This is a genomic window from Terribacillus saccharophilus (assembly GCF_002272745.1).
Lineage (GTDB): Bacteria > Bacillota > Bacilli > Bacillales > Amphibacillaceae > Terribacillus > Terribacillus saccharophilus_B.
On the sequence record NZ_NPBD01000015.1, the window covers coordinates 1 to 17,272 of the forward strand.

The 17,272-nt window shown below is 45.1% G+C and carries 20 protein-coding genes and 11 tRNA genes; 2 read left to right on the forward strand and 29 right to left on the reverse strand.

The window, feature by feature from the left end; translation table 11 throughout:
* Positions 1 to 4 precede the first annotated feature (4 nt).
* The 12 genes from CHH58_RS14140 to CHH58_RS14195 form a co-directional block, all read right to left on the reverse strand.
* A tRNA-Ile gene (locus CHH58_RS14140) sits at positions 5 to 81 on the reverse strand.
* Positions 82 to 101: 20 nt separating this feature from the next.
* A tRNA-Gly gene (locus CHH58_RS14145) sits at positions 102 to 175 on the reverse strand.
* Between the two features lie 35 nt (positions 176 to 210).
* A tRNA-Pro gene (locus CHH58_RS14150) sits at positions 211 to 287 on the reverse strand.
* Positions 288 to 296: 9 nt separating this feature from the next.
* Positions 297 to 373 (reverse strand) — tRNA-Arg (locus tag CHH58_RS14155).
* A gap of 58 nt (positions 374 to 431) precedes the next feature.
* A tRNA-Leu gene (locus CHH58_RS14160) sits at positions 432 to 518 on the reverse strand.
* A 77-nt stretch (positions 519 to 595) separates the two neighbouring features.
* A tRNA-Lys gene (locus CHH58_RS14165) sits at positions 596 to 668 on the reverse strand.
* A gap of 16 nt (positions 669 to 684) precedes the next feature.
* Positions 685 to 755 (reverse strand) — tRNA-Gln (locus CHH58_RS14170).
* A 5-nt stretch (positions 756 to 760) separates the two neighbouring features.
* Positions 761 to 837, reverse strand: a tRNA-Asp gene (locus tag CHH58_RS14175).
* A 30-nt stretch (positions 838 to 867) separates the two neighbouring features.
* Positions 868 to 939 (reverse strand) — tRNA-Glu (locus tag CHH58_RS14180).
* Positions 940 to 947: 8 nt separating this feature from the next.
* Positions 948 to 1,038: transfer RNA gene (locus tag CHH58_RS14185), tRNA-Ser, on the reverse strand.
* A gap of 2 nt (positions 1,039 to 1,040) precedes the next feature.
* A tRNA-Asn gene (locus CHH58_RS14190) sits at positions 1,041 to 1,115 on the reverse strand.
* Positions 1,116 to 1,282: 167 nt separating this feature from the next.
* Entirely contained in the window at positions 1,283 to 1,759 is a 477-nt protein-coding gene (locus CHH58_RS14195) for a SprT family protein (RefSeq protein WP_095262712.1), read from the reverse strand.
* An 87-nt stretch (positions 1,760 to 1,846) separates the two neighbouring features.
* On the opposite strand from CHH58_RS14195, the gene cmpA reads away from it, so the two are divergent.
* Positions 1,847 to 1,969 (forward strand): cortex morphogenetic protein CmpA, encoded by a 123-nt coding sequence (gene cmpA / locus CHH58_RS14200; protein ID WP_093727607.1) that lies wholly within the window; start codon positions 1,847 to 1,849, stop codon positions 1,967 to 1,969.
* Between the two features lie 44 nt (positions 1,970 to 2,013).
* On the opposite strand, the gene CHH58_RS14205 is transcribed toward cmpA, so the two are convergent.
* The 15 genes from CHH58_RS14205 to acpS form a co-directional block, all read right to left on the reverse strand.
* The gene (locus CHH58_RS14205; protein WP_095262713.1) at positions 2,014 to 4,176 is read right to left on the reverse strand and encodes a Tex family protein; all 2,163 of its coding nucleotides are present in this window, start codon (positions 4,174 to 4,176) and stop codon (positions 2,014 to 2,016) included.
* Between the two features lie 90 nt (positions 4,177 to 4,266).
* Positions 4,267 to 4,863 carry a SpoIIE family protein phosphatase gene (locus tag CHH58_RS14210; RefSeq protein WP_249275144.1) on the reverse strand — a complete coding sequence of 199 codons (597 nt, stop codon included), beginning with the start codon at positions 4,861 to 4,863 and terminating at the stop codon, positions 4,267 to 4,269.
* Positions 4,856 to 5,647, reverse strand: a complete 792-nt coding sequence (sigB, locus tag CHH58_RS14215; protein ID WP_095228909.1) for an RNA polymerase sigma factor SigB — start codon at positions 5,645 to 5,647, stop codon at positions 4,856 to 4,858. The genes CHH58_RS14210 and sigB overlap by 8 nt, the downstream gene beginning before the upstream one ends.
* Entirely contained in the window at positions 5,619 to 6,095 is a 477-nt protein-coding gene (gene rsbW / locus CHH58_RS14220) for an anti-sigma B factor RsbW (protein WP_038558151.1), read from the reverse strand. Before rsbW ends, sigB begins: the two co-directional genes overlap by 29 nt.
* A 2-nt stretch (positions 6,096 to 6,097) precedes the next feature.
* Positions 6,098 to 6,427, reverse strand: coding sequence for an anti-sigma factor antagonist (locus CHH58_RS14225; protein WP_095228907.1), 330 nt, complete (start codon positions 6,425 to 6,427; stop codon positions 6,098 to 6,100).
* 56 nt (positions 6,428 to 6,483) lie between these two features.
* Positions 6,484 to 7,494 (reverse strand): PP2C family protein-serine/threonine phosphatase, encoded by a 1,011-nt coding sequence (locus tag CHH58_RS14230; RefSeq protein ID WP_095220144.1) that lies wholly within the window; start codon positions 7,492 to 7,494, stop codon positions 6,484 to 6,486.
* A gap of 16 nt (positions 7,495 to 7,510) precedes the next feature.
* Positions 7,511 to 7,912 (reverse strand): anti-sigma regulatory factor, encoded by a 402-nt coding sequence (locus tag CHH58_RS14235; RefSeq protein ID WP_038558144.1) that lies wholly within the window; start codon positions 7,910 to 7,912, stop codon positions 7,511 to 7,513.
* 2 nt (positions 7,913 to 7,914) lie between these two features.
* A complete protein-coding gene (locus CHH58_RS14240; RefSeq protein WP_038558142.1) occupies positions 7,915 to 8,271 on the reverse strand; it encodes an STAS domain-containing protein in 357 nt (118 codons plus the stop codon).
* Complete coding sequence (locus CHH58_RS14245; protein ID WP_095233540.1) at positions 8,268 to 9,140, reverse strand: STAS domain-containing protein; 873 nt, start codon at positions 9,138 to 9,140, stop codon at positions 8,268 to 8,270. Before CHH58_RS14245 ends, CHH58_RS14240 begins: the two co-directional genes overlap by 4 nt.
* A 208-nt stretch (positions 9,141 to 9,348) precedes the next feature.
* Positions 9,349 to 9,699 (reverse strand): type II toxin-antitoxin system PemK/MazF family toxin, encoded by a 351-nt coding sequence (locus CHH58_RS14250; RefSeq protein ID WP_038558138.1) that lies wholly within the window; start codon positions 9,697 to 9,699, stop codon positions 9,349 to 9,351.
* A 4-nt stretch (positions 9,700 to 9,703) separates the two neighbouring features.
* Positions 9,704 to 9,979 carry a hypothetical protein gene (locus tag CHH58_RS14255; RefSeq protein WP_038558136.1) on the reverse strand — a complete coding sequence of 92 codons (276 nt, stop codon included), beginning with the start codon at positions 9,977 to 9,979 and terminating at the stop codon, positions 9,704 to 9,706.
* 156 nt (positions 9,980 to 10,135) lie between these two features.
* Positions 10,136 to 11,308 (reverse strand): alanine racemase, encoded by a 1,173-nt coding sequence (gene alr / locus CHH58_RS14260; RefSeq protein ID WP_373554125.1) that lies wholly within the window; start codon positions 11,306 to 11,308, stop codon positions 10,136 to 10,138.
* Between the two features lie 84 nt (positions 11,309 to 11,392).
* Positions 11,393 to 12,409 carry a LolA family protein gene (locus CHH58_RS14265; RefSeq protein WP_095233539.1) on the reverse strand — a complete coding sequence of 339 codons (1,017 nt, stop codon included), beginning with the start codon at positions 12,407 to 12,409 and terminating at the stop codon, positions 11,393 to 11,395.
* Between the two features lie 50 nt (positions 12,410 to 12,459).
* Positions 12,460 to 13,971 carry an NAD(P)H-hydrate dehydratase gene (locus CHH58_RS14270; RefSeq protein WP_095262714.1) on the reverse strand — a complete coding sequence of 504 codons (1,512 nt, stop codon included), beginning with the start codon at positions 13,969 to 13,971 and terminating at the stop codon, positions 12,460 to 12,462.
* Between the two features lie 64 nt (positions 13,972 to 14,035).
* Positions 14,036 to 14,398, reverse strand: coding sequence for a holo-ACP synthase (gene acpS / locus CHH58_RS14275; RefSeq protein ID WP_095233537.1), 363 nt, complete (start codon positions 14,396 to 14,398; stop codon positions 14,036 to 14,038).
* Between the two features lie 156 nt (positions 14,399 to 14,554).
* Between acpS and CHH58_RS14280 the strand changes: the two genes are divergently transcribed.
* Entirely contained in the window at positions 14,555 to 15,325 is a 771-nt protein-coding gene (locus CHH58_RS14280; protein ID WP_095262715.1) for a rhomboid family intramembrane serine protease, read from the forward strand.
* 26 nt (positions 15,326 to 15,351) lie between these two features.
* Here the strand turns inward: CHH58_RS14280 and CHH58_RS14285 are convergent, their stop codons facing one another.
* Both CHH58_RS14285 and CHH58_RS14290 read right to left on the reverse strand, forming a co-directional pair.
* On the reverse strand, positions 15,352 to 16,794 hold the full coding sequence (locus CHH58_RS14285) for a PH domain-containing protein (protein ID WP_095262716.1): 1,443 nt from the start codon (positions 16,792 to 16,794) through the stop codon (positions 15,352 to 15,354).
* Positions 16,787 to 17,266, reverse strand: a complete 480-nt coding sequence (locus CHH58_RS14290; protein ID WP_095228891.1) for a PH domain-containing protein — start codon at positions 17,264 to 17,266, stop codon at positions 16,787 to 16,789. The genes CHH58_RS14285 and CHH58_RS14290 overlap by 8 nt, the downstream gene beginning before the upstream one ends.
* Between the last annotated feature and the right edge of the window lie 6 nt (positions 17,267 to 17,272).

Genomic DNA, 17,272 nt, shown 5'->3' on the forward strand with positions numbered 1-17,272 from the left:
AATATGGTGGGCCTAAGTGGACTCGAACCACCGACCTCACGCTTATCAGGCGTGCGCTCTAACCAGCTGAGCTATAGGCCCATATCACTTATTTGTAATATTGGAGCGGGTGAAGGGAATCGAACCCTCGACATCAGCTTGGAAGGCTGAGGTTTTACCACTAAACTACACCCGCATATTATAATGTTTCATTCGGTTGGTTGGAACTACTGGTCGGGAAGACAGGATTTGAACCTGCGGCCCCTTGGACCCAAACCAAGTGCTCTACCAAGCTGAGCTACTTCCCGAAGAAATAATGGTGCGCCCGAGAGGACTTGAACCTCTAACCTCTTGATTCGTAGTCAAACGCTCTATCCAATTGAGCTACGGGCGCTTATTAAGTACAACTTTTATATCATATCATTTAACTCATAACTTGTCAACACTTTTTTTGGTGCGGCCGAGAGGACTTGAACCTCCACGGGTTATTCACCCACTAGGCCCTCAACCTAGCGCGTCTGCCATTCCGCCACGACCGCTTAAAGTCAAAAGAAAAATGCTGCCTGTGTTTCACAGCATCGGCAGATCTATATGATCATCCTTTGCTTTAAACAGATGAGCCATGAAGGACTCGAACCTTCGACCCTCTGATTAAAAGTCAGATGCTCTACCAACTGAGCTAATGGCTCACAACAAAAAAGTAAGCTGGGCTAGCTGGATTCGAACCAACGATCACGGGACCAAAACCCGTTGCCTTACCGCTTGGCTATAGCCCAATAAATGGCGGTCCGGACGGGACTCGAACCCGCGACCTCCTGCGTGACAGGCAGGCATTCTAACCAACTGAACTACCGGACCGAGCCTATAAAGACTCGTTATGAAAAACGATGACCCGTACGGGATTCGAACCCGTGATACCGCCGTGAAAGGGCGGTGTCTTAACCGCTTGACCAACGGGCCATTTGAGATGGCGGAGAAGGAGGGATTTGAACCCTCGCGCCGCTTACACGACCTACACCCTTAGCAGGGGCGCCTCTTCAGCCACTTGAGTACTTCTCCATTGGCTCCACAGGCAGGATTCGAACCTGCGACCGATCGGTTAACAGCCGATAGCTCTACCACTGAGCTACTGTGGAATATTGTTTGTCACATGTTAGCGACCTTATGTATCTTACAACATCTTTCGCTGTGTGTCAACCACTTTCGTGATTTTTTTCGTGCCGTTCGTCGACGGCTTAATAAATTTATCATGGATCGTAGAACACGTCAACACTTTTCTTGAAAGTTTTTGTTTTTTCTCGTTTTATTTCTCAAGCAACCCTGTATTCTCTTGCTTTTTCAGCTTCCCCCCACATTTACCGCATCCATATTTACGCGTATTGACTATCTTTTTCCGCTTATACACGTGCCCGCATTTCGTACATTTATAATATAGCAGCGTCTTTTCCTTTACTGACGGAAGCATATTGCAAAAGCGCGGTGAGTCCGTTTGCTGAAGAAGCTCCCTGAATTCCGAATCCCGATGGCCATATCCCTTTCCTTCTATATGAAGGTGATAATGACATAGTTCGTGTTTAATGATTCCGATTGTCTCTTCCTGCCCCAGCTCTTGCAGATACTTCGGATTGATCTCAATGATTCGTTTACCCGGCAAGTACCTGCCTCCAGTTGTTCGCAGTCGATTGTTATACCTTGCTGTATCAACAAATGGTCGATTGAACCATTCGATGGAAATCTCTTCGACGATTTGCTGCAAATTATACATTGTTATTTCTTTCATCACGCAGGCACCTCCAGTTTCTATCATGCATATGATGCAGCAGACATTCATTTTTCCCGACATCCATGGGCTGCAGGAGGTAAAAGAATGCCTAATTGGTTGAAAAATCAACTATCTCAAGCTTTCCTCACAAAAAACGTAAACCAATTGAAGGTGTTGAATCAATGCTGGTTCTTCTATAAGCAGAAACAGCATTCTAATGGCGGCTAAAGCCCCTGTCCCGCGAGGGGACAGGGGCTTTTTCGCTGCTGTTGTTACTTCACCATTGTAAGTGCAATTCGCTGTTTGTCAATATCCACTTTATCTACCCAGACAGTGACTACATCTCCTACCGATGCGATATCCATCGGGTGTTTCACGAACTTATTAGACATCTTGGAAATATGGACAAGTCCATCTTGTTTAACACCTATGTCGACGAAAACACCGAAATCAACGACATTTCGCACAGTCCCTTGCAGTTCCATTCCTTCTTTAAGATCTTCCATTGCCAGCACATCTTGCTTCAATAATGGCTGATCAAAGTCATCGCGCGGGTCCCTTCCTGGTTGATTAAGGGCTTGTACAATATCCCGAAGCGTAAGATCACCAATACCCAATTCTGCAGCAATCTCGGTTATATCAATTTCCGCAAGCTTCTCTTGCAGGTTATCAGTCCCTATATCCACTACATCAGCACCAAGACGCTTCAGGAGCTGTTTTGTAGCAGTATAACTCTCTGGATGGATCGGTGTTCTATCAAGTGGTTCCTCACCGTCTGGGACGCGCAGAAAACCGATACTCTGTTCATATGTTTTACTGCCAAGTCTAGGAATAGACTTGAGCTGCTTACGCGAGGAGAACTTACCAATCTCATTCCGCTGCTTCACAACATTCGCTGCCACAGTCTTACTAAATCCAGATACATATTGCAGCAAAGATTCAGAAGCTGTATTCACATTGACGCCTACTTGGTTTACCGCAGTCTCCACGACAAATCCTAGTGAATCGTTCAATTTTTTTTGGCCTACATCATGCTGGTACTGCCCTACACCAATTGATTTTGGATCGATTTTAACTAATTCTGCTAATGGATCCTGGATGCGGCGGCCGATGGAGATAGCGCTGCGTTCCTCTACTTGCAGCTCAGGAAATTCTTTTCTCGCTAATTCTGATGCTGAATACACACTTGCACCCGCTTCATTTACGATTATATAAGCGACGTTGCTTTCCATCTGCTGAATAACGTTTGCAATGAACTGTTCTGTTTCCCGTGATGCAGTTCCATTACCAATTGCAATCAGTTCAACATCGTATTTATTTAATAATGTCTCTACGACTTTACTAGCTCCTTTGACATCATGTCGCGGAGCAGTAGGATAGATGACGTTTTTTTCGAGTAATTTTCCGGTCTCATCTATTACTGCCAGCTTACAGCCTGTGCGGAAAGCTGGATCCACTCCTAATACAACCCGGCCCTTCAATGGCGGCTGAAGAAGAAGGTTTTTCAAGTTCTCTGAGAAAATTTTAATTGCCTGCTCTTCTGCTTTTTCTGACAGCATGGAGCGAATTTCCCGTTCGACTGATGGCTGGATGAGCCGCTTATAGCTGTCCTCGATAACTGCTTGCAAAGCGGATGCAACATCAGCAGCAGTTCTTTGCTTGATAACTTTCCGCTTAAGATAAGTTAAGATAACATCTGCAGGAGGCTCAACAGTTACCCGCAGTATGCCTTCCTTCTCACCGCGGTTGACAGCTAATGTCCGATGGGACGCCATCTGCCGTATCGGTTCCTGATATTCATAGTACATTTCGTAGACGCCTTTTTCATCGTCTTCTGATTTCTTCACTTTCGTTAACAGAACTCCTTGCTTCTCTGTCTTTTCTCGAATGTAATCTCGGAAAGCTGCTTGCTCACTAATCCATTCGGCCACTATGTCACTTGCTCCTTGCAGCACTTCTTCAACTGTTTGGAGTTCCTTTTCAGGGTCCAGATAAGCTCTGGCTTCATTTTCAAGGTGCTGGATTGTCTGTTCGTACAGTCCCTTTGCAAGAGGTTCCAACCCTTTTTCTTTTGCAATCGTAGCTTTTGTGCGCCGTTTTTGCTTATATGGACGATACAGATCCTCTATACGCTGCAGCTGCATAGCTGCGAGAATATCACGCTTTAGTTCCTCTGTCAGTTTGCCTTGCTCCTCTATCAAACGGATTACTTCTGTCTTCCGCTGATGGAGCTGCTGTGCATAATCCCATTTATCTTGAATCGCTTTGATTTCAACTTCATCAAGGGCGCCAGTCTGCTCTTTCCGGTAACGTGCAATAAACGGTACAGTATTGCCTTCTTCCAGCAGATTAATGACCTGTTTAATCGATGATTGCTTGATTGATGTTTCCTTTTCGACCCATTGGATGAGTCTGTCTTGAATAGTTGCTTCCAATTTTGCTCCTCCTGACTGCTTCTATATATATTGTAGCAGAATTGCTGGACAGATAAAAAAAAGGATCAGTACCTATTTAAGGCACCGATCCTATTCCGTGTATTTCATAGCAATCAATGTAATATCGTCTTGATGCGGCTTCTGTTTGGAAAGTGCAAACATGTCCCGTATCTTACGCACATCCTTCTCTTTGAAAAGGTCCAGCGTAAGCTCATTATCAGAAACTCCATCAGAAAACATGACGAATATCATGTCATCCTGTAAGATACCCCGAGATATCTTGTATTTCCGAGGATACCCAGCAAGAAAACCTTGGCTTGGTATACAGCGTTCCCTTTTTCCACTCGTAATCGTCATGATCCCGATATTCCCAATGCTCGTGAAGGAATAGCTGCCTGTCCGATAATCCACCTTTAGGATACCAAGGACGACTCCGCGTTTCCCAACTAGCACTTCATTTGATCTCCTGATCAATTCATCGATTCCGCTGTGTACATAGTCTCGAATAACATCTACCACTACCTGTGATGACTCTTTTGCAAATTCTCCGCTTCCGAGTCCATCTGCCAGGACACAGATAAATTCATGCTCCGATTCGTGGTAGAAATAACTATCTCCGCAATAATAGTTGCCTTTCTTTGGCTCCTGAAACGCCGACACATCCATATGGAGATAGGAATCAGTCAAAGCTGTCAGCACCTTCGGCTTGTAAAGCTTCCCGTAGTTTGCGCAAAGCTCTGCGCTGAAGGCGCGATACGTGCATCTGGGAAATGCCGAGTCTTTCTCCTGTATCTTTTTGGCTCAAATTCTCGAAATATGTGCAGCGAAGGATTTCCTGCTCCCTCTCACTAAGAATTGGCAGGACCTTTTCCAGCAACATTCTGCGGTCAATATCTTCGTAGCCATTATCTGTGGAACCTACCAAATCGAGAATTGCTACAGTACTACCATCAGAGTCAGCTTCAATCTTCCTGTCAACTGACAATGCCTTATAGCTTTTGCCCATTTCCATTGTCTCTAAAATATCCTCTTCGGACACTTCTAGAAAAGCAGCGATTTCCGCCACTGTCGGGGACTTCTGATTGTCAGTAGTTAGTTCATCGATTGCTTTACGGATTTTTGGACCAAGCTCTTTAATCCGCCGCGGCACATGGACACTCCATGTCTTATCGCGAATAAAGCGTTTGATCTCTCCGATAATGGTCGGAATTGCAAATGATTCGAAGGACTTACCAAATTCCGGATTATACCGACGAATTGCTGCAAGCAATCCAAGCATTCCTACTTGAACCAAATCTTCATGAATGGAGCTGTTCTTAGAATATTTCCTCGCTATAGATGTGACAAGATCTTTGTATGTGAGTACGATTTTTTCTTGGATTTCTTCATCTGTGGGATACTTTTGCAGATGATCTATCCATTTATAAACCTCATCCTCACGGTTATTGTGTGGTTGAGATTTGGTCGTCATCTAGTCCCACCCCATTTTCATGAAGGTATTTCGTCATGAGGACGATCACTCCAGAATCGCTATTGATTTCCACTTTGTCCATCAATGCGTCGATCAGGAATAAACCGAAACCGCCCTCCCTCAGCTGTTCGATGGGTTCTGCAGCCTCATACGGTCCAATATTCCGTTTTACTTGATCCAAGTTGAAACTGCCGCCATGATCCGCGACCATCACTTCGAGCCGATTCTCATAAACACCGAAACCGATTGTGACTTCGCCATCTTCATCTTTTTCATATGCATGGTTCACAGTGTTTGTTACAGCCTCGGAGATTGCAACCTTCAAATCCTCAATATCCTCGTAGGAAAAGCCCATCCGGTTTGCAACACCTGAGCTAGTCAGTCGAATTACACCAACGTATTCTGGTTTAGCCGGTACTTTAATCTCGATAAAATCGAAAGATTCCATAATTAATAGCCACCTTGTACTGTTTTGTCAACATCGATCACATCGATTAAACCTGTAATCTCAAACAAACGGTATACACGGTCCTGCAGCTGTACGAGCTTCAATTCACTATTGTTTTCTTTAGTCGATTTCAACCCGCTAACGAACACGCCTAATCCGGTACTGTCCATATAATTAACTTGCTCCAGATTAACCTCCACTTTATTGCCCTCTTTTTCGGTAAGGGATAAAAGTGCTTCTTTCAGTTTAGGAGCTGTATACGCATCTATTTCACCAGCTAATAAAACTACTGATTTTCCTTCATTTTCTTGTACGTCAACAGTTAAGTTCATCATGTACCTCCTAAGGGCTAGTTACCATTCCTATGTAATACCCGTTTGTTCATTTTTTAAACATCTTTTTTGATTATTATTAATGTAAAATCATCTCGCAGGTGAAAGTCCTGAAGTTTCTCAAAGTGCTTATACACGTTTTCCACCAGCTCCTGTGCTGAGAGATGGGAGAAGCTCTTGATGACCTCAAGCACTTCTTCACTCTCAATGAAGCGGTCGCCTTGACGGCACTCTGTTACACCGTCGGTAAGCAGGATAATCATATCGCCTGCATGAATCTCCCTTTCATACTGGCGGTACTGTGCCATATCTGTCACACCAAGAACGACTCCTTTTGCTCGAATCTCTTCGAAGGTATCGTCAGCAGCGTGATAATAGAAACCTGGCTCATGTCCTGCTGATGAATAGGAAATTGTGCTGGCTGCAGGATTGAAAAGAGCATAAAACATCGTAATAAACATACTTGGATCGACATTCCGTTCTACTACCCGATTAAGGCTTTCCAATATTTCACTCGGGTTTTTATGCTCAGACGGAAAGCTTTCCATTGCGTATTTGATCATTGACATGCATAATGCTGCCGGGATACCTTTGCCGATCACGTCTGCCACCGTTATACCTACAGTACCATCTTCATGGTGGATGAAATGGTGATAGTCACCATTCATCTGATTAGCAGGTACACTGACGACTCCGATATCGAAACCTTCTACATCAGGCTTCACTGTTGACAGCAATGTATTCTGCATTCTGGCCGCTACGGAAATTTCCGATTTTATCTCCAGCTGTGTTTCACGAAGATCCTGGAATTCCTGCAATGCCAGACCGTAGGAAATCATTACTTCCAATAGGAAGCTCATCGAGTGCTGAATGTTCTCCGGAAGCTCAGGATATATATCTTCCAGCGCATTGATATGCGTGTTGATGATCTCCTCCAGCGAGATATTATGCTGGATGGAGCGTTTACTTATCTGCTCTGCCTCGTATAAGGCAGACTCGTCTTGTGTATTAATGTATTGTTTGAGCAGTTCCCGATAGTGTGACAGATCTAGCTTAAGCGCATCCACCTGGCATCATCCTCCTCTAACGAACCCATTTAACGACGCGGATTTCTGTTCCTTCGCCTGTCTTTGACGTAATATCGAATTCATCCATCAAGCGTTTTACACCAGGAAGACCAGCGCCAAGTCCTCCAGATGTGGAGAAACCATCCTCCATTACCTGACTAATATCTTTTATACCGGGACCTGTATCGATGGCAACAATGCAAATTCCGCGCGAACCGACGTTTTCTACCTCATCGAAGCAGATTTTACCGCTTCCTGCATATAGGTAGATATTGCGTGCAAGTTCCGAGATAGCAGTAGCTATACGGGCTTGGTCAACAATCCCGAAGCCAAGCTTCTTCGAAAAGTCGCGGCCGAATTGTCTGGCACCGACAATGTCCCATTCTTTCTGTATATTTACACAGGTTCTGAAGTCCATTTTCACTCCTCCAGTTCCTGGCGTAATTTGATCAATCCTTGTTCTAGGTCTAGTGCCGTGGTTACCTCATTCAAATGAATGCCCAGATCAATAAGCGTTACTGCTACGGCTGGCTGTATGCCAGTCAGGACGACTTTTGCACCCATCAAATCAGACATCGTCACCACATCACCTAGTACCTTAGCGATGAAGGAGTCGATAATGTCAACAGAAGTTAAGTCGATGACTACACCTGTTGCTCCGCTTTGATGAATTTTATTGAGTAGGTCTTCCTGAAATTGAATCGCAGTCTGATCATCAAGATCAATCTGGATGCTGATCAGCAAGTAGTTATGCAGCTTCAATATTGGAATTCTCACGATTGTTTACTCCTATCAAGCGAATCGATCAGCTCTTCAATGGTCTGTTCTTCGCTGTTTGTTTGTACGATCATTTGATTCGTCATTTCAAGAGCAGTTGTAAATCCTTTGCGTAGAGAGCTTTTGGTCGGGAACTTACTAAGATCTATCCCAAGATTCACGATTGTCTGGGCTATCTCTGGTCTGATACCAACAAGGATACAAGTAGAACCGATCAGCCTCACTGCTTCTGCTGCCTGAATAATATGGTGTGCAACCATCGTGTCCACGACTGGCACTCCTGTGATATCGATTAGCACAACCTCTGCATGGTGTTTGATTACTCCATCGAGTAAGTTCTCCATGATAAATTTAGCACGCTCGGTATCAATGGTTCCTATCAGCGGCATCACCGTTATATTGTCCATAACAGGAATCAACGGTGCAGAAAGCTCCTGCAAAGCAACACGCTGGAGTGAAACTGTATTTTCCCAGCTGCCGGAATACTCATTCACAAGCTGGTTGATTATCGGATTTACAAGCTCGTCCACATGCCGCAGCACTTTCGGTACAGGTACATCCAGTTCTTCATGTTCAATCAGAAACTCAATTGCGACACGCTTAAAAAGCTGTAGACCATCTGTTAGATAGCTGAGCGGCCACCCTAGGTTAATTACGCGTTCTGTAAAGCTGTCCAGATCAGAAGTCAAACTCTCCTTTTCGACACTGCCGAAAATGATATTGACGAATTCTCGATTGGTGTTTTCGAATAGATCCTGTGAAATAGCGGAATTTGTTACTTCCTTCTGCTTCTCTGCGACTTCCTCAAGCCACATATGAACCAAACCGTTACTATTGTCGACCAGAATCTCCTTCAGATTTTTTGCCATCATGAAACCCCCGTATTGTAACGTTCACCTTGTCAAAGGCTGAATTTGCTGCAGTCATATGTTCAAGGTCACTTTTATCTAGTATTAATCTAACACCAATACGCCCGCCTTTCCAATATGGCGACTTCTTCTTAGTATATACCAAATTCCAGCAGGACTGAAATCAAAATAAAAAGCCCTTACGTTTAAACGCAAGGGCCGTCTATACCTAGAACTCTGTAAGGCCTAGGCTTATTTCAAGTGCTCGATTAATGTTCTCCATCATAGGAGGGTCAAGCTGTGTGATTTTATCTGTCAGCCGCTGCTTATCGATTGTTCGGATCTGTTCCAGAAGAATGACGGAATCTCGTTCAAAGCCATACTTCTTGGCATCGATCTCCACGTGGGTCGGCAGCTTGGCTTTTTGGATCTGTGCCGTTATCGCTGCTATGATGACGGTCGGACTAAATCGGTTTCCGATATCATTTTGCAGGACCAATACCGGGCGCACGCCCCCCTGTTCTGATCCCACTACCGGGGACAGGTCGGCGAAATAGACTTCGCCTCTTTTTACGATCAAGAGCCTACACCCCGCTTACAAGGCGCTCTAACGTTACTTCTGCCTCCTCTTCAGCTTGGAAAGCTTCTGAAGCGATATTTAGATTAATACGTGCCATTTCCATGTACCCTTTCTGCATGGTCTCACGGATATTCTTTCTTTCCTGCACGTATGACTTTGCCGCTTGATAGAAGAAATGATCGAGACTATTGTTATTGTTCTGCATCAAACCATCCACCTCATTCAGGAGTTTCTTAGGCAGCTTTACAACGATTTCTTGTAAGCCTTCGGACACAACCATACACCTCCACCAATTCGCTCGGGTCGTTTCTGTAAAAATCCACTTTCATCATACCACCCGAGCCTTATGTTTGCAAAGGACCCTCCGGAACTTTTTGATAAAAAAAGCCTTTTTCAAACAAAAAGCATGGGAGAAAGGCTGACTTTCTGCCGAATATTACAAGCTTTCGCCAGGATTAAGCGCATTGGCTGTTTCGACAATCTGACCAGAGCGTTTATAGACGCGCGGCATTCGTGCGCCGATAAGGCAAGGGATCTCATAATTGATGGTGTCTACCCAGTCTGCCACTTCATCCATACTGATAAAAGCATCCAGCTGCGAACCGATGAGAACAACTTCCGTACCGACTGGATAAGCTTTATCCAGCTTCACCATGCATTGATCCATGCAGACCCTGCCTACAATCGGCATTCTCTTGCCGTCTACAAGTACCTCAAACCCTTGCATCTTGCGAATCCATCCATCTGCATATCCGATTGGCAGTGTACCGATCCACTCCGGTTTATCTGTTTCATAGGTTGCACCGTAACTCACCGCTTCATGCGCCTCAAGCTGTTTGACGTGCACAAGTCTGCTGTGTAGGGAAAACGCTTGACGAAGAGCTATCGGATGCTCTTCTTTGACGGTCCTTGACGGATAAAGTCCATACATGCCGATGCCGAAACGGACAAAATCCGACTCATCCGCAGCAAAACGCATGCTGGCTGCACTATTGTCCGTATGGACGATAACTGGATCCGGCCATTCCTCCCGCAGCACCTTGAATAGCTCATCGAATTTGCTTCGCTGTCCTTCGAAATATGACAAATCTGCTTCGTCTGCTGTTGCGAAATGTGTATAGACACCTTCCAGTATTAGAGATGGGGTATCAAGTAAAGGCAATACAGAACGAATGTCGCCCCCTGTCCGGAATCCTAATCTTCCCATTCCCGTATCCAGCTTCATATGCAGCTGAAGCGGCTTACGGAATTGTTCGGCTCGCACTGCCTCCAGCCAATCCTTTCGATAGAAAGTAAGCGATATGTCATGGTCTGCAGCGATTGCTGCATCTTCAGCACGAGTTGCTCCAAGCACGAGTATAGCTGCCTGTATACCGGCTTTACGCAAATGAAGCGCCTCATCCAAAAAAGCGACTGCCAGTGCTGATGCTCCAGCGTCCAAAGCTGCCTGCGCGACTTGGGCATATCCGTGTCCATATGCATTCGCTTTGACAACCGCATAAATCCCTTTGTCTTCTCCGATATGTGCTGCCAGTTGCTTTATATTATATTCAACATGATCGAGATTTATTTCCACCCAAGAATCCCGATAAAAATTGTCGATCCTCATATGTATTCATCTCCTAGAATTTTCACCTTCGTCTATTATAGCAGGAAAACAAAAAAGCAGACTCGGTTCGTCTGCTTCTGCACATTATTTCATTGCCTGGCCATTGATGGATGCAGCCACTTCCTGGATTTCTTCCCGTGTCAATTCCTCACTGGCAAGCATATAATCTACACCGTTGTTTGTCCATGTCAGACTGGAAGAGGTAATAGCTCCTACGGTGAACCCAAGACTGATAGGTTCCCCGCTAGCCGGTATCGCAGCTGCTGCTGCAGTCTCCGATACATCCGCCTGCTCCTGAACCAATGTAAAGCTCTTCTCGCCTTCATATGTCAGGATTACCCGTTCCTTCCCGTCAGCACTGACTTCTTTCTCCTCAGCAAGCGTTGCTCCTGCTGTCTCTGTTGGATATAACACTGTCAATCCTTGCTGTTCATTCGGCACTGCCGAAGCCGGCACACCAGACAGGGACCCTGTCATATTGTTCTCTAGTTCAAAGTCTTTTTCTCCAAATTTCGGATCAAGCTTGAATGCGGAAAAAGCTACTTCGACCATTGGTTTTTTATCTTTATCTAACACTTTTACCAGCTCAGGTGTATATGTTTTTTTATTGAAATAGATTTCCTGATAAGGCAGTGTTGTATTGTTCTGATATGTGGTCTTCGTCTTGAACACGTAATGCTCTTCTGTTGATTCGAAGGTTGCATTATTGTCCTTCAACACATCCTGCACGAGCGATTGGTACAAATAAGGCTGACTGCTGTTATAAGGCCATTCGCTCTGGAATTTAAAGCTTTTTCTCAGTGCAGGGGTGAGCACAAACACGCCATCTTTATTGCGCAGAATCACCTGACTGCCCTGCTCATCTGTATCATTTTTCAATAAAACCCGGTAATGGTTGTCTTTCTGATACCATACATCAATTCCATAGGCTTGCTGTTCTTCTCCTGTGTTCAGCTTCATAGTGGCTTCGGCCTTGTAGCCTTGCAGCTCAGCTGATGTCTCTTCCAGCTTCTTTACTACATCTTCCTGAGAGGCCTCACTGCAGCCAGTTAATAAGAATAAAAAGGCAGCAAAGACAATCAAACCAGCAATTTTTTTCATGGTCACACTCCTTTGTCAGCTATAAAGCGAACAAAGAGAACATGTCCCCGTCAATCGGAAATGTTACGAAAAACCTTGGCCAGCCCTTTCATAAGATCAGTTGCCAGCAGATCCTGCTGAGAATGCGTATCTTCGACCAATACATCGGCTGCTTTCCCGTGGACGTAAACTCCGTTTGCAATTGCCTCCATCGGATCTTCGTGCTGCATGAGCATTGCTAGAAGAATACCAGAAAGTACATCTCCGCTCCCGCCTTTACCTAAGCCCGGGTTGCCAGTCGTATTGACAACTTGACTGCCATCAGGAGAGGTGATGATGGTGTATGCCCCTTTCAGCACGAGGTGCACCTGGTGCACTATCGCAAATTTCCGAGCCAGCTCGAATGGTCGTTCCAGCAGTTCTGGCACTTTCATGTCCAATAACATGGCCATTTCTCCAGGATGCGGTGTCAAAACTGTCGGAGCTTGTCTATTCCGAAGGATCTCCAGGTCGGATTTAATATGATAGAGACCGTCAGCATCTAAAAGGACAGGAACTTCAGCTTCTTCCAGTACCCGTTTCGTCAAGGCTGCTGTCGATTCGCCTCTTCCCATTCCCATGCCGACGACAATCGCATCATAAGCACTTACATCCAAGTCTTCCGTATCGACTATCACGCCATTCTCCTCATTCAAAGAAGTGAATGTCGCTTCTGCCAAGTGAGACAATACAGATGGAATGACCTGGCGCAAGGTTCCGACAGTCAGAAGACCTGCTCCTGCCCTAAGAGCAGCCATGCTGGACATCGTAACTGATCCTGGCATTTCTATTCCTCCCCCGATGAGGAATCCTTTGCCATTTGTCCCTTTATGAGAGAAAGGCTGCCGGATCGGGAATGACCGCTTCACGTCCTGTTCAGTCCATGTTCTGGCACCGGCTTGTCTGCCTAAATAGGCAGCCGGCAGACCGATGGATACAGTTTTCCATTCCCCGTAGTATGGCGCTGTTTTCTGAATGAAGGCGCTTGGTTTCGGTGCCTCGATGATGAAGGTATAGTCAGCTTGGATTGCTTCCTCAAATTCTACAGCATCATCCGCCGGCACACCGGAAGGCAAATCAATGGCAAAGACAAGTGCGTCACTGTCGTTGACAGCCTGTACGGTTTCCGTATAGGGGCTGCGTAATTTGCCGCGAACTCCTAAGCCCAGCATCGCATCTACAATGATTTCAGCTTTCACCAATGCCATCTGGAAAGCGTCTGCTTCTACATCCATCACTTCACCGCCAAGCCGATCGTATACCTGCTGATGCATTGCTGCATCAGCTGTCAAGTTACGCCCTACTTGGACTGCAGTCACGTTATATCCTTCGTTCAGCAGCGTCCTGGCTACTACATATCCATCGCCGCCATTATTGCCGGAGCCACAGAGGACTAGTATTCGGTCCGTGGTTCCGATCAGCGGTTTCATCCGTTCTGCAATGGCTCGGCCGGCAGATTCCATTAAAATACTGCCGCTGATTCCTATTTCCTCCATTGCATAACGATCCACTTCGTACATTTCCTTTGCGGTGACAATATACACGCTGTTCCCTCCTACCCGCACTACAATTTATGAGACAGGCTCTAATAATATGCAAACAAGTCTATTAATCCTGCGTAATGATCACTTGCGCAGCAGCGTAAGCATCCGAATGGGTGATCGATAGGAAAACCCGCTCCCCCTCAGCTTGGTCGCTAGCTGTAAGTACTGGTGCACCTGCTTCATTCGGCATTATCTCGATATCATGAAGACCCAATTTACCTAAACCGGTTCCTCTTGCTTTTGCGTAGGCTTCCTTTGCCGCAAAACGCCCAGCAGCAAATTCGACTTTCCGTTTACCGGATACCAGTGAATAATAGTGCGTTTGTTCTGATTTGGTCAGGATCCTGCTCAGAATCCTCTCACTTTGCACAATCGCTTTTTCGATACGTGCCAATTCTGTAATATCTAAACCGATACCCTTAATCATAATAATACAACCCAACTTCCTTCTGAATTCTCTACCGAGTATTGTACCCTATATGTATAAAAGCAGGGGGGAAAGTTATAAGATGTTATGACAAGCAATTTGCATTAGTTTACGCTATGCTGATAGCTAATAGAAGGTAATGAAGGAGGGATTGGATTGTTCCGCAGAAATGAAAGCTTTAAAGAATACTTATCTGCCTATCCTGTCATCAGCTTAATAGTAGCAGTTAATCTGCTGCTTTGGATCATAACAGGACTTTTCCCAACTGAATTCGGAAACAGCCTTTATCAATTAGGAGCAGGTGTGAATCTATTCATCTCGGGCGGAGAATACTGGCGACTCGTCACACCTATTTTTCTGCACGCACCTGGAAGCATTTCACATGTTCTTTTCAATTGTTTCTCCCTGGTAATATTCGGACCGGCTCTCGAGCAAATGTTGGGCAAACTGAAGTTCACCTTGTTTTACTTGCTTACCGGAATTATTGGAAATGCTGTCACATATGTAATGGATCCTTATAGCTTTGTCAGTCATATAGGTGCATCCGGCGCTATTTATGGATTGTTCGGAATCTATCTGTTTATGGTCTATTTCCGTAAGCACTTGATAGATCCCGGAAATGCGCAATTGATCGTCATCATCTTCATTGTTGGTATCATCATGTCCTTGTTCACCGCAAATATAAACCTTACAGCGCATTTGGCAGGAGTTGTAGCTGGGTTTGTACTAGCTCCGTTCTTTCTTATCAAAGCAAAACCTTTTTCCATCTATCGGAACAAACGACCTCGCCAGCGTGATGATGATGTAGGCTTTGATGCAGACCGATGGAAAAAACGGCCATATGGAAGACGAACCAACAAGAAGGTAATCTTATGGATTATTATTGCAGCTTTAGTGCTAATCGGTATCTACGATTATATGAATTGAACCGCACAAATATTGTGCGGTTCTTTTTAACTTCGGAAGGAATACCAGTCAGAGGCATCCTCTGCATCATGTTCCTCCAGATGTTTCACCTTGAATCTGCTTCCCTTAGCCCCGCCCGATGCAACAGCAATCTTCAATGTACCGAGCTGTTTCTTCGATTGAAAGTAATGCTGCGATCCATAGAAAGCCTGCACCTTTTTACGATTCACATGGACAGTAACACGTGTCAGCTCCCGGTAACGCATCATAAGTATATCTGTCGTCCAAGATACGCCAGCATCTCGATGACTTAAGATACTGAATATAATAGTCAGTAAAATGAACGGAATAGCAAATAGTCCGTACCCGCCAAATGAGTAAATAAGTACTCCGGTAATTAGGACCGTAATAATGGATGGCAGAAATAGATATCGAAGCAACGCCCGCTTCGGCGGCTTCCTAAAGCTCGGCTCCACTACAAATTCAGGTAACAGCTCTACCAGGAAGGCGCTGAGCTCAGATTTTTTCATCAGCGGGAAAAGAACAGTCGAAAAGCTATGTTTGTCAGCATCAGTTGCCCCACCTGCAATTTCTGCGCTTACTGCAAGTAAGCCAAACGGCTGGCGAAAAATATTTTCTTCTATTTTCAGTGCTTGGATTCGGTGCAGCGGTATGGTCATTTCCCTTTTTTCAAGCAGTCCCCTTCGTATGAAGAGCTCGTTTCCTTGTTTGGTTATTTCAAAGAAGCAATATTTTAAAATTGTTCCGACCATCGCTACCATCCACGTCAATGCTAAACTGCCAATGACAAAAAGGATAGATAGAAGTAAGCTTTGCTCCGATAGCCAATCATAAGCAAAAGAATAGATATTAATGTTGACTACCTCATCCGCTTGCTGGGTAATTGCAAAAAGAAATCCAAAAATGACCCCCGTGCCACCTGAGGTAGCAGCTGCAACTAGTAAACGGCGGAAACTTAGTCGGTAGCTGGCCCATTCCTCTCGAATCTGCTCATTCTCCGTATCTTCCTGTAAACCAATATTCTCTTTCCTTTTTACGAACTGCTGTATATCCGCAGCGTCCAGCTTGGAAAGAGCCGGAATCATTCCTTCAGCCTCTTTTCCGCCGCCTGCTGTCTGCACTTCCAGTTTGACCAGGCCAAAAAGTCTGTGAAGGATATTTGCGCTTGTATTCACAGAATGGATACGATGTCTGGATATATAACGCTTTTTCCGAACAAAAATACCGGATTCGATTCGAAGTTCATCTTCTTCCATCCGATATGTAAACCGGTACCAATATAAAAATCCAAACAGACCGCTCAATAGCAATATAACTCCAACAAGTGCAAACGGACTCCACCAAAATAACTTAGTCATATCCCTTAGTAATGCTATAAAAGCAATAGCAAGCGGAACGATGGCGTCTTTGATGAGCTTCAGCGTCCGGAGGACAATACTGATTGGATGCATCCTTTTCGGTTCAGACATCTTCTTCCTCCACACGAGCAAGTATTCCAATTCGGTCACGCAGCTCCAACGCTTCCTCCAAAGCCAGAGCTGGTATATTATGCGTGGTTGCAGCTGTTGATACAGAGACCGTGGCCAAACCAAATTTCTTCAGAACCGGCCCTTGCTCGGTATCGACATGCTGCACCCGGATCATCGGTACAATCGTCTGCGTGACAATGAAAATACCGCTTTGTATGTATATTTCCTGCTCAAACACTTCATAACGCCACCTTCTCCATCGCAGCGCTGGAAGTAGCCAGATAAAGAAGATTAAGCTAGCGATGATAATAGCCCAAGCAATATAAATGATAAAATCCGGAATAGACCAGGTATTCCAAAAATACGTAAGAACCCCTGCTGCAATAATCGGCAGCAGCAGATACAGGCTTGCATTGATGCGCCAGACTTTCTTTGCATTGACTGCAATTCTGTTACGTGGCTTTGACTTCATGTTCTT